This is a genomic window from Microbispora sp. CA-102843 (assembly GCF_050936215.1).
GTDB lineage: Bacteria > Actinomycetota > Actinomycetes > Streptosporangiales > Streptosporangiaceae > Microbispora.
Window position 1 is genome coordinate 6,373,830 of record NZ_JBNJNF010000001.1, and the last position, 12,245, is coordinate 6,386,074.

Genomic DNA, 12,245 nt, shown 5'->3' on the forward strand with positions numbered 1-12,245 from the left:
GTTCGAGTCGGCAGATCAGTTCTGCTTCGCCAGGGCCGCGGCCTCCGACGCCGCGCGGTCGAGCGCCTCGGCGGCGGACGTCTTGCCGCGCAGCACGGCCTCGATCTCCTTGGCCAGCGCCTCGCGCTGCTGCGTCCACGTCGCGATGTTGGGGTTCCCGCGGAACTGGGCGGCGGCGTCCATGTAGGGCTTGATGTACTGCTGGGCGGCGAGCTCGGGGTCGGCGGCCAGGGAGGCGCGCGCCGGGATGCCGCCGACGGCCTGGACGTACGCCTTGGCGTTCGCCGGCGTGAGCAGGAACTCGATGAACTCCCACGCCTGGTCCTTGTGGCCGGAGTCGGCGCTGATGAACAGCCCGTTGCCGGCTCCGCCGAACGACGCCGCGGTGGTGTCCTTCAGCGGCGGGGCCAGCTTGATCTTCGCGGCGACGTCGGGAGCCTGCTCGTAGATGCTCTTGAACGTCGCCTCGTCGATCACGGCCATGGCCGCGCGTCCAGTGACCAGCGGGTGCTGCGCCCCCGCCCCGCTCGTCGCCTCGCCCAGGCCGGTGGAGACCGCCTTCGGCCCGTTGTAGAACTCGGCGAGGAACTCGAGCGCGCGCTTGCCCGCGTCGGAGTTCCAGGTGATCGTCTTGCCGCTCTCGTCGGCGAAGTTCCCGCCGGCCTGGAACAGGAAGCTGCCGAACGCCTGCGACATGCTCGTCGGGTCGTCGGCGGGGAAGATCACGCCGGAGCGGGTGATCCTGTCGCCGTCGCGGACGACGAGCTTGTCCGCCGCCGCGCGCAGGTCCTGCCACGTCGCGGGCGGGGTGGCCGGGTCGAGGCCCGCCTCCTGGAACAGGTCGGTGCGGTAGGCGAGCAGGTGGCCGAAGCCCCGCAGCGGCATGATGATCTGCTTGCCGCCCACCTTGCCCTGGTCGAGGAACGTCAGGTCCTCCACGTCGGAGGCGGGCATCTTGGCGAGGTAGTCGTCCAGTGCGATCACCCGGTTGTTGGCGGCGTATCCGGCCGCCGCGGCGTTGCCGTGCCCGAAGACGTCGGGCGCGGTGCCGCCGGCGAAGGCGGTCGACAGCCGCGTGGCCAGGTTGGCCCAGTCCACGAACTCGACTTGGACGTCGACGTTGTGCTCCGCCTCGAACGCGGGGACCAGTTTCTCGTTCACCCAGGAGACCTCCTCGGCGAGATTGCCGGGGAACCAGACCCGTAGGGTGCTCGCGCCGTCGCCGGAGCCACCGCTGCCGGCGGTGGTGCCGCCGCATGCGCTCAGCACCATCACCGCGATGAGCCCGGCCGCCAGACGCGAAGCGCCACGCGATTTTGTGATCATCTGTACCTCCTGAGGCCTGCCCCCGGCTCGATAATGCGCAACATCATGGTGGTGTTGCGCATTATCAGTCAATACCAGATCTTGACAGGCACTGATCGGGTCGCAACACTGGCCGACACTTGCAGCCGCGATAATGCGCAACACCAGAAGGAGGGGCCATCCCGTGGTTCCCGATCGCCGAGCAGCCCGCTCGGACAACATGCAAGCCACCCCCCACATCACGACAACCCGCCGACGTCGTAGCGCCCGCCTGTGGTGCGTGAGCCTCGCGACGGTGGCACTGCTCGCCCCCGCCACCGCGGCCGGCGCGTCGCCCATCGGGGACAACCGCGGCGGTCCTCCCGTAGGCATCAGCAACATGGTGGGAACGCCGATCCCCCCGCACGCCACGCCGGAGAACAACCCGCGCTTCGTCGCACAGTTCCACGTCGAGATCGACAACTCCACCGGCGGCGCCATCGAGCACGTCGCGCTGGACGGCACGCGTACCGTGCTCGGGCACGTGCAGCGGCCGGCGACCGCCACCGTCAAGGCCAACGACGGTTTCTGGGCGTCGAAGTACTCGCGCGCCATCGACGGCACCGCGGGACACCTGCTCGCAACGTCGGTCTACGTGCTGCGCTCCAAGGTCTGGCCGGAGGAGAGCTACGACCCGCTGCGCTACGAGAACTTCGACCCGGCCACCGGCGAGCGCGACTGGACCACCAGCCTGCTCAACATCCGGCCCGACCGGTACATCGGCGCGGACTGGGGCAACTGGCTGGCCGACACCATCTACACCGACATCCCAGGCGGCTCGGGCATCTTCGGCGGGAAGAGCTCGCTGCCCACCGGCGCGCCGCTGTCCTACTTCGACGAGGCGAAGCAGGCATGGCGCCCCATCGCCGAGCATTTCCGCGCCAACCCGGACGCGGCGCCCCCGAGGAAGCTGCGCTTCACCGCCTACCAGCCCCTGGTGCGCAACGCCTCGCCGACCTACATCGAGTTCGAGAACTGGGCCGCGGGCGACACGGTCGCGGGGAAGACGCACAAGAAGAACGGCGGGATCTACGTCGGCTACGCCCGGGGTGCGAAGCGCCAGGTCGCCGACGTCGTCCAGCGGGTCCAGGGCACCGGGCGCTTCGGCGGCACGGAGTTCGCCCACATCGGCCAGATGGACACCAACCACCCCGGCGCGATGACCTTCTCGACCTCGCCGTATGTCGGCTTCAGCTGGGACGAGAACGTCCGCGGCGGCTTCCAGATCGTCCCGGCGAACCACGTGAAGTTCCTCAGCAACGACCTCGGCCAGAACTCGTTCATGGGCCGGCCCCAGTGGCTCATCGTCGGCCCGGTCGGCGCCGACCCGAAGCGGCTGTTCGACAAGCGGTACATCATCGATGGCAAGACCTCGTTCTCCCCCGGCTGGGAGGCGATCGCGCCGGTGTTCGGCATGTACGCCCGGACCACGTTCGACCCGGCCAACCTCGGCGAGTCCACCTACTTCGAGGTCTCCTACGACTACGGCAAGACCTGGCAGATGACCCCGGAGTTCACCGGAGTGCACGACCCCAGCACCTGCCAGGCGGCGAACTGCCCGCAGAACTGGACCAACATCCGGGTCCACCTCGTCTACCCCGACGGCCCCTGAGTGATCGCAGGCCCGCCGGCCACGCGGCCGGCGGGCCCCTCACCCCCCCACCCACTTAGACGAGGAGACGTCGTGTCCGCGAGGATGCACCTGAGGTCCTCGGTCATCGCGCTGCTGACCACCGCCCTGCTGGCAGCGGGCAATCTGACCGCCCCACCGCTGTCGGCCGAGACCACCACCCAGAACTCCGCCCAGGCATCGGACATCGAATGCACCGGTCATCGGGCGATGGGGGCGACCGTCACGGCGTCCTCGACCTTCAGCTCAAGTTACGGCGCGAAGAACGCCATCGACGGCCTGTGCGCGGAGTCCTCCCGCTGGATGTCGTCGGCGACCGACGCCACCCCCACACTGACGATCAAGTTCCCGGCCAAAACCCGGGTCGGCACGGTCGGGATCTACAGCGGTTCCGGCTGGCCCAACCCGTACGCCGACACGGTCCTGGTGGACTTCACCGTCGAGGCACAGACCGATAACGGCTGGGTGACCGTCGGAACCGCGGTCGACAACACCAATCCGGTGGTCACCTTCAGCACCGACCTCGTGACCGACACGCTCCGTCTGGTGATCACAAAGAAGTCGCGGCACAGCACGAACGTGGCCCGCCTGTACGAGATGGTCGTCCGGGCACCCGGTGAGGGACCGCCCACGCCGCATCCCACCGCCGCCGACGACTTCCGCACCGTCACGGAGGGGACCGAGCTGGTGGCCGACGCGCCCGGCGTGCTCGGCAACGACAGCTTCCCCGACGGCGTCACGCCCGCGGTGGCGGCGTGGTCCGAGCCGGCCCACGGCACCCTGACGACGTCCGCGGACGGGTCGTTCCGCTACAAGCCCGACCGCGGGTACGTCGGCGTCGACACGTTCACCTACGGGATCGGCGACGACTCCGAGCGCTCGACCGCGACCGTCACCATCACGGTGACCGCCAAGCCGGACGAGTCGAGGCCGAACGAGCTCGGGATCTCCGCGATCTCCGGCAGGCCCGACATGGTGACCGGAGGCGACTCGCTGCTCCGGATCGAGCTGCCCCGCGCCGTCTCGCGCGAGAGCCTCCAGGTGACGTTGAACGGCCAGACCGACGTCACACCGGCCTTCCAGACCGGGGCGGGCACCGGCGAGCTCCTCGGGCTGGTGACCGGGCTGCGGGAGGGCGAGAACACGGTCAAGGTCACCACGCGGACGCCCGGCGGGCCGCGCGCCTCGATCACGCTGGTCAACCACCCCGCCCAGGGCCCGGTGTTCTCCGGCCCGCACGAGCGGCCGTTCGCCTGCGAGACCGCGGCGTTCGCGATCCCGGTGATCGGCGGCAGGCTCGGCGAGCCGCTCGACGCGGACTGCACGATCGCCCCCCGGGTCGACTACTTCTACCGGACCACCGGCGACGCGTACAAGCCCTGGCCGGCCGGCGCCACCGCCTACCCCTCCGACCTGGCCACCACGACGAACTCACTCGGCGTCACGGTCAAGTTCATCGTCCGGATGGAGACGTCCACCGCCAACCGCGCGGTGGTCCAGATGAGCATGCTGCACGACCCGCTGGCCGAGCCCGTGCCATCCCCCACAGTGCGTCCCGCAGGCTGGAACGGCCGGGCCGTGTTCACTCTCGGCGGCGGCTGCGCGGGCGGGTGGTACCGGTCGGGCAGCGGCACCGGCACCGTCACCGACGCGTTCATGCTCGGCCGCGGGTTCGCGCTGATGTCGTCCTCGCTGAACGTCTTCGGCAACAACTGCAACGACGTCACGGCGGCCGAGACGGCGATGATGACGAAGGAACTGTTCGTCGAGAGGCACGGGCCGGTCGTGCACACGATCGGCTACGGCTGCTCGGGCGGGTCGTACCAGGCCCACCAGATCGCCGACAACTACCCGGGCATCCTCGACGGCATCGTCGTCGGCTGCTCGTTCCCCGAGGTCGGCATCAGCACGGTCAACTTCCTCACTGACGCGCGGCTGCTCGACACCTACTTCACCTCCGGCACGACGGTTCCGTGGACGGACGAGCAGAAGCGCAAGGCCTCCGGCTTCGCGACGGCGGCCATGGTGTCCGCCATGTCGCGGGGCGCCAACCGGATCGACCCGCGGCTGGACTGCGACATCGTCCCCGAGCAGCAGCGCTACAACCCGGACTCCAACCCTGCCGGCGTCCGCTGCGGCGTCTACGACCACATGATCAACGTCTACGGCGCCGACCCGGCCACCGGCTTCGCCCGCAGGCCGCTGGACAACGTCGGCATCCAGTACGGGCTCGGCGCCCTGAAGGACGGCGGCATCACGCCGGAGCAGTTCCTCGACCTCAACGAGCACATCGGCGGCCTCGACGCCGACGCGAACGTCGTGCCGCGGCGGACCGAGGCCGACCCGGCGGCCACCAAGATCGCCTACCGCACCGGGCGGGTGATCAGCGGCGGTCGCGGGCTGGCCACGACGCCGATCATCGACTACCGCTCGTACTGGGACGACGTGTCCTGGGGCGACATCCACGTCCGCTACCACACCTTCTCCATGCGGGAACGGCTGAAGGAGGCCAACGGAACGGCGGCCAACCACGTCAGCCTGCTGGAGGACGCCCGATACGGGCTGTTCAGCACCGAGAGCGCGCTGGTGCGGCACGCCGTGACCCAGATGGACCACTGGCTGACGAACCTCACCGGCCTCCGCCCCGGGGGCAAGCCGATTCAGCGGATCACCACCGCGCGGCCGAACACCCTGGTCGAGGGCTGCAACACCCGCGACGAGAAACCGCGGTTCGTGGCCGAGACACTCGAGCGCGATCCGGCGAGCGAGTGCGAGCGGCTGTACCCGACCGCGTCCTTCCCCCGGGAGGTGGCGGGAGAGGACGTCACCGCCGACATCATCACGTGCCGGCTGACCAAGCCGAAGCGTGACGGTTACGCGGTGCAGTGGACGGACGAGCAGTGGGAACGGCTGCGGAAGATTTTCCCTCAGGGGGTGTGCGACTACTCCAAGCCCGGGGTGTCCCAGCAGCGCACCAAGAACACCTGGCAGCGTTTCTGACGGTCCGGGCACCCATGCAAGGCTGCCCCGCACAGGCCCATATGGGTCTGCACGGTTCTCCATAGATCCAGGTCACCCGGCAGGGCGAGTGGCGGAGCACATCGGTGCTCCGCCACTCGCTCGTTCCGGGGACGCGTTCCAGGGAGCGCAGGGCGGGCGATCCGGAACTGGAGGCTCATCCAGAGGCGCGCACGACGGGCTGCCGAAGACCGGCTACCGATGCCGCTACGCCGTCCTGGCCGTGCCCGGCGCGGCCGTCGGCCTCGCCGTGGCCGCCTGTGCCAGCGAAGACAGCTTCGGGCTCAACCAACGCCGGCCGGGGCAGCGCGAGCAGCACGTGCCGCTCCACCACCTCGCGGCGGAAGACCTCTTCGGCCTCCATCGCGTTCCTGAGCGGCCGTACGGCGGCGATCTCGTCCGGCCATCCCACTCTCATACAGCCCCAACTCTGCAGTGGGCACGTCCACCAGCCGGGCGACGTAGGCAACGACCTGATCAGGGAACTCCGCCCGGCCCGTCGGGAACCGGCCGTTCAGCGCGTAGAACCGCAGAAGCAGCGCGAACCCGAGCTTCGTCGCGCCCGCCGGCCCGACAGCTGAAGGAGAGGTCCCCGTGGGGGCAGAGCTGGGCGGCGGTTTATGGCGCCAGGCCGAGATCGCTCAACGCCGCGCAGGCGTCGACCATGGCGAAGGAGTACGCCCAGGTGGACAGCATCGCCGCGGTGAGCAGCTTGTCGCCGGCCGCGCCGATCCGGGAGATGTCGATGGCGACCGCCGGCGCGGTCAGGTCCTATGGACGGGTGGTCGGCCCGTCGAACACCCCGGCCAGCGACCTGGTGCACAGCAGGTCGAGGGTGAACACCAGGTCTCGCGTCCTTTCCCGGTAGGTCCCGTCGGTGTCGGCGCGGGCGGCCGAGCGCAGCGCTTCGGGCCCTTCCTCAATGACCGCCAGGACGTCGGGCACCGCCGGCTCACGCCGCAGCCGCTCGTCCAGCAGGTCGACCGCGCGGCCCAGCACGACCTCCTCAAAATTGGTAATCCGGCTTTCCCGAATCAACATGCACAGCGCGAGCAGCAGCGACAGGCGGCGGCCGCGCACCTCCCAGCGCAGCCGCTGCGCCTGCGGCCCGCTCATGTGCCGCAGTGCGGCGGCCAGCGGCCCGGCGTCGAGCGGGTTGAGCCGGTCCATCCCCCGCCCGACGCTGATGACCTGCCCGCCGAGGTGGGCGACCAGCGGGGTGTAGTCGGGTTTGGTGTCGCCGAGGATCAAGGCTGTGGAGCCGAACGCGACGGCTCCGACGACCAGGCGCTTGACGAGGGTGGACTTGCCGGTGCCGGGCTGGCCGAGCACGAACACTCCGGGGTTGGTCACCACCGGCGCGCAGCCTGGTGAGCGGGTCCAGGCAGACGACCTCACCGGACAGTTGATGCCGCCCGATCGGGGTGCCGATCGACGGGGCGCCCGCGCCGGCGACGAACGGGTACAGCCCGCACACCTGCGTGGTCGTCGCCTGCTACTCCACTCCTGGCGCGACGTGTACCGCACGCCCGCCGTACGGTCTGCGCCATCCCCGCGCTGGCGCCAATAAGCGACTTCTCCCCCGGCCCGCAGGGTCTGGTACGGCTCTCGCCTCTTCGAGACCGCCAGGACTGGCTGCCGGCGGTAGGAGTTCGGGGCGAGGACGAAGCTGCACCAGGGTCACGGCATGCCTCCCCATTCGGTCGATACCGCACTACGTCACAGGAGGGTTGCTCGGATCGTGACGTGAGCCGGCTCTGCCTCGGTAACCCCGGTCCCTATGGTCGCTTTGGTGCCTGCTGAGTGCTGACAAGGATGAGACCTTTATCCAGGTCTCGCATAGCTTTCAGCGGTTCACGCACAAAGCTTGCTTTTGTTAACGCTATCTTTCGCTGGCGCTGGAGGTTATGGTCTGCATTCAAGACCCGGACACCTGCGACATATAGCCCCATCCCCCCAGTTCACGCCGTCCCTCACATCTCACAGCGAGGTGAACCTTTGTCTGTGCTGCCCTCGTCTCGTCGGAGCGCTCAACGAGTCCTGATCACGCTGGGCCTCGCCGGCACGCTGACCACCCTTTCGGGCTTCGCCTCTCCCGCGCGTGCGGTCGGCCCCGCCCCAAACGGGGCCCTGCCCCACGTGTCCACAGCGACCGGATCAAGGAGGATGAATTGAGAGTGCGACAGCCAAGGTCACGTCACAGGCTGAGTCGCAAGGGTAGAGGTGTCGCGGGCCTGGTGCTGGGCGCGCTTCTCTCGGTCTCGCTCGCAGCGACGCCCTCGCACGCTGCCGAGGACAAGCTCAACGAGGGTCTGGTGCACCACTTCGCCCTCGACGAGACCAGTGGGACGACGCTGGTCAACTCGGGTAGCGCGGGCTCGGCGGCGAACGCCACGCTCGTGCATCCGGAGAAGGCGACCTTGACCGGAGATGGAGTCAGGTTCAACCCCGACTCCTACGAGAGCGCCCTCGACGGTGCGTACGTGGCGCTGCCGAACAACATCACCGCCGGCATGTTGAACCTCACCGTCGACTATGACGTGTCGATCGACCCGGCGAACGTCGGCGAGCACCAGATGTGGAGCTTCGGCGCGAAGTCCGGCTCGTGCGACGTCGACACCGGCGCCCAGGGCTCCATCTTCGCGTCGAACACCCAGCGGTTCCGCATCGCGGTGGGTTCGGCGAACCTCCAACAGAACCGGGTCCGCATGCCCGAGGGAGCGTGGACGCACGTCACCTACATCCAGTCACTGAACGCGAACGGTACGAGCTGGACCGGCAGGCTTTACCTCGACGGCGTGCTGCACGCGACGTCGACGAACCTGACCACGGCGCCGTCGGTGAACGCTGCGGGGACCAACTGCAACTTCCTCGCTCGCTCGCAGACGTCGGGCCACTACTCGTTCCGCGGAACGATCCGGGACTTCCGGGTCTACGACCGGGCAGTGAGCCCCGACGAGACACTCGCCCTGGCGAAAAGGACCGTCTCCCACGGCGTTCACGCCGACGCCGACGCCATCGACCTCGGCCTGACCAATGCGATCGTACGCGACATCGTTCTGCCCAAGGTGGGCTCCGTGGCGGGCTCAACCATCACGTGGACGAGTTCGGACCCATCGGTCGTCGAGGTTCGCACCCCGCCGGCCCTCCCCAGCGCACGCAAGGTTGCGGTGACCGGCAAGATCACCCGACCCGCGCAGGGGCAGCCCGACGCGACAGCCACTCTCACGGCGACTGTCCGCAAGGGCGCCCAAGAGGTCACCACGCGGGAGATCCCCATCGTGGTGAAGGCCGCGTTCGAGGACGCGCAGGCGGTCGACCGTGACATGTTCGACCTGACCCTGCACGACACCGACGACGTGCGCGGAAACATCAACCTCCCTGCCACCGGCGAGTTCGGATCCACGATCACCTGGAAGTCGACCACCGACCTCGTCACCCCGACGGGTAAGGTGACCCGCCCGGCCTTCGGCCGTGCTGATGTTGACGCCGTCCTGACGGCGACCATCACCAAGGGTTCGGCCTCGAAGACGAAGTCGTTCCCGGTGACCATCACTGCCATGCCCCGTTCCGAGGAGTACGAGCGGTACTTCATGGGGTACTTCAAGGGCGAGGGGATCGCCGACGGCGAGCAGATCATGTTCGCAACGTCCAACGGAAACACCGCTCTGGACTGGACCGGTCTCACCGGAGGCTGGCCGTCGCTCATCTCCCAGCTGGGCGACCAGGGCCTTCGTGACCCGCACATCGTCCGCTCACCCGACGGCGACACGTTCTACATGATCGCCACCGACCTGAACTGGTACGACCAGGGCGGATACGCCATCAACGACACCCAGTACATCGAGGTGTTCGAGTCGCACGACCTCGTGCATTGGACTCCTCAGCGGCACGTGAAAGTCGCGCCCGACAACGCAGGCAACGCCTTCGCACCCGAGTCGCTGTGGGTCAAGGAGATCGGCGCCTACGCCGTGTTCTGGGCACAGTCGCTGTGGAACGACCCCGTGAACCGCACCGGTCAAGGGAACGCGCAGATGTGGTACACCACGACGCGCGACTTCCAGACGTTCTCCGGTCCCAAGGTCTGGCAGAACCCGGCCCCTCTGTCGCGGATCGACACGACCGCGATCCGGGTCGGTGACTACTACTACCGCGTGACCAAGAACGAGGCCGGCAACCAGGGCTCGGACATCTTCTCGGAAAAGCACACCGACTTCCTGGACAGCAACATCAACAACTGGACGTTGGTCGCTCCGGCTCTGGGGCGCACGACGTGGGTCGCCAACCAGGGGTACGAGGGGCCGATCATCTTCAAGGCCAACCCTGGTGACACCTCCTGCCCCGGCCAGTTCTACCTCTGGGGTGACCGGTACACGAACGGTGGTGGATACCAGGCCGCGTGCCACGACAACATCGAGGCTCCGACCTGGAACGCCAAGGCGATCACGATGACCAACGCGGGCGTCGCCCGTCCGCGTCACGGCACCGTGATCCCGATCACCCTCCGCGAGTGGAACAACATCCGCGGGATCCCGAACAGCGACGTCACGACCACCACTGAGGTGGCTGTCGAGCCGTACGCGAGCGGGGCCCAGACGACCACGGCCACCGCCACAGTCAAGGCAGCTGACGGGTTCGAGACCGGCGGTCAGGTGCGGTTCAGCATCGGCTCGTGGTCGAAGCTCGCCCACCTGAACGCCGGCGCGGCCACGGTCACGCTGCCCACGGGTCTGCCTGCGGGTACCCGGACGGTCAAGGCCGAGTACCTCGGCTTCGACTACCTGAAGGTGTCGGAAGGTACGGCGTCGTTCGAGGTGCCCTCCGGCCCGGACGCCGTCAAGGTCCATGCGAAAACCGCGCCGGCGTCGGTTGTCCGCGGGGACACGTTCAAGCTGAACGTGACTGTTGGGCCGGCGGGCGGGCAGAAGAAGAACGCTCCGACCCCGACCGGCGAGGTCACCGTCACCTTCGGCGGCACCGTGCAGGTCGTGCCACTGGCGGACGGCGAGGCCGTCGTCACACTGCAGACTGCCGATCTGCAGCCCGGGGCGTACACGGTCCACGTTGCATACTCCGGCAACCCGACCTACCAGCCCCACGCCGCCAACTACCAGAAGTTAACGGTGCGGTAGCCAGCAGGTGGCGGGCCGGCGAGCTCATCCTCGTCGGCACGCCACGAGCGGCCTGGGCGGGTCGGCGAGCTCATCCTCGTCCGCCCGCCCAGTTGTTGTGGGGCAGATCCTAGAGACGAGCTCGTGTCCGACAGCATGAAGTCGACCGAAGGCATCGGCCCCGGCTTCGTTGCCGGGGTCGAAGGGCACGTCAATCCGTCATTATGTGGAATCTGATCTGCCAAGCGGGAGGTGCTTGAGCAGCGCGGTGGTCCACTCCCGTTGCTCGACGGTGTCGGGGACGGGAAGTCCTCGAGTGTGCTGGAGCTGCTGCCATGCCGTGTCCGGGGTGACGCCGTTGAGGATCAGGAGGGCTGCAGCGAGCAGGGAGGCGCGGCCGATGCCGAAGCGGCAGTGCGTGACGACATGGGCGCCGACACGCAGCCGTTCGGCGAGTTCCCGGAGAGCGGGCAGGACCGTGGGCAGATCGGGGACATCGCGGTCGGGGACGGGTATCGCGACGAAGTGCAGACCGGCCTCACGGGCAGCCTGCGCCTCTGCGCCGAGGCCGGTTTCCTGAAGTTCGGGCGGGGTGAGCGCGCAGACCAAGACGTCGACGCCCTCGGATCTCAGCGCGGTCATCTCATCCCGCACGGTGACGCCGCCGCGGCCGGGCCCGGCCGCGACCACGTCGACGATCGCCAGACCGGGAGTGTAGGCCTGCCAGCGGAACGCCTCCTCCACCACGTAGGCCCGCCCTCGGCGACGCCCGCCACGGCGCGGACGCCGTCGTAGGTGGCGCGAACGGCCCGCAGCAACGCCTGCCGGTCCGAGCCGGTGAACTGCTCGGCGATGGTCGGCTCGAACACCGCAGGCCCCCAGCGCGGGCTTGCCCGCATGCCCAAGTGCAGCGCCGCCAGCAACGCCCCCGCCGGGCTCGGGGCGAAGCCGTACGCCCGGTCCCCGACCACCGTGCGCGGGCCGTCGGAGGCGGAGTACGGCAGGCGCACCCCGTGGAAGTCCGCCCACCGCCAACCATCGACGTCCACCTTCCTGCTGGAGTCGGCGGGCTGAGCATGCGCCGACGGGGCCGGCGAGCTGCCAGGTGCGGAGCTCTGCGCGGCCGGCATCACTGCCAGCAA

The 12,245-nt window shown here is 68.8% G+C and carries 8 protein-coding genes and 1 pseudogene; 4 read left to right on the forward strand and 5 right to left on the reverse strand.

Going from position 1 to position 12,245, the window contains the following annotated elements:
• Positions 1-15: 15 nt before the first annotated feature.
• Positions 16-1,326 (reverse strand): ABC transporter substrate-binding protein, encoded by a 1,311-nt coding sequence (locus ACQEVJ_RS29540; RefSeq protein WP_433106635.1) that lies wholly within the window; start codon positions 1,324-1,326, stop codon positions 16-18.
• A 259-nt stretch (positions 1,327-1,585) separates the two neighbouring features.
• Here ACQEVJ_RS29540 and ACQEVJ_RS29545 point away from each other — a divergent pair, with 259 nt between their 5' ends.
• Together ACQEVJ_RS29545 and ACQEVJ_RS29550 are read left to right on the forward strand one after the other, a co-directional pair.
• Positions 1,586-2,956 carry a hypothetical protein gene (locus ACQEVJ_RS29545; protein WP_433106637.1) on the forward strand — a complete coding sequence of 457 codons (1,371 nt, stop codon included), beginning with the start codon at positions 1,586-1,588 and terminating at the stop codon, positions 2,954-2,956.
• A gap of 72 nt (positions 2,957-3,028) precedes the next feature.
• A complete protein-coding gene (locus ACQEVJ_RS29550; RefSeq protein ID WP_433106639.1) occupies positions 3,029-5,974 on the forward strand; it encodes a DUF6351 family protein in 2,946 nt (981 codons plus the stop codon).
• 175 nt (positions 5,975-6,149) lie between these two features.
• Here the strand turns inward: ACQEVJ_RS29550 and ACQEVJ_RS29555 are convergent, their stop codons facing one another.
• The 3 genes and pseudogenes from ACQEVJ_RS29555 to ACQEVJ_RS29565 all read right to left on the reverse strand — a co-directional run bounded on the left by ACQEVJ_RS29555 (position 6,150) and on the right by ACQEVJ_RS29565 (position 7,348).
• On the reverse strand, positions 6,150-6,410 hold the full coding sequence (locus ACQEVJ_RS29555; protein ID WP_433106641.1) for a hypothetical protein: 261 nt from the start codon (positions 6,408-6,410) through the stop codon (positions 6,150-6,152).
• 16 nt (positions 6,411-6,426) lie between these two features.
• Positions 6,427-6,630 (reverse strand): annotated as a pseudogene (locus ACQEVJ_RS29560) (hypothetical protein); the annotation flags it as partial.
• Positions 6,631-6,763: 133 nt separating this feature from the next.
• On the reverse strand, positions 6,764-7,348 hold the full coding sequence (locus ACQEVJ_RS29565; RefSeq protein WP_433106643.1) for a hypothetical protein: 585 nt from the start codon (positions 7,346-7,348) through the stop codon (positions 6,764-6,766).
• Positions 7,349-8,229: 881 nt separating this feature from the next.
• Between ACQEVJ_RS29565 and ACQEVJ_RS29570 the strand changes: the two genes are divergently transcribed.
• Positions 8,230-11,124 (forward strand): immunoglobulin-like domain-containing protein, encoded by a 2,895-nt coding sequence (locus tag ACQEVJ_RS29570; protein WP_433106644.1) that lies wholly within the window; start codon positions 8,230-8,232, stop codon positions 11,122-11,124.
• Between the two features lie 201 nt (positions 11,125-11,325).
• Here the strand turns inward: ACQEVJ_RS29570 and ACQEVJ_RS29575 are convergent, their stop codons facing one another.
• Positions 11,326-11,850, reverse strand: coding sequence for a protein-tyrosine phosphatase family protein (locus ACQEVJ_RS29575; protein ID WP_433106646.1), 525 nt, complete (start codon positions 11,848-11,850; stop codon positions 11,326-11,328).
• 48 nt (positions 11,851-11,898) lie between these two features.
• On the opposite strand from ACQEVJ_RS29575, the gene ACQEVJ_RS29580 reads away from it, so the two are divergent.
• A complete protein-coding gene (locus ACQEVJ_RS29580; protein ID WP_433106648.1) occupies positions 11,899-12,177 on the forward strand; it encodes a hypothetical protein in 279 nt (92 codons plus the stop codon).
• Positions 12,178-12,245 lie beyond the last annotated feature (68 nt).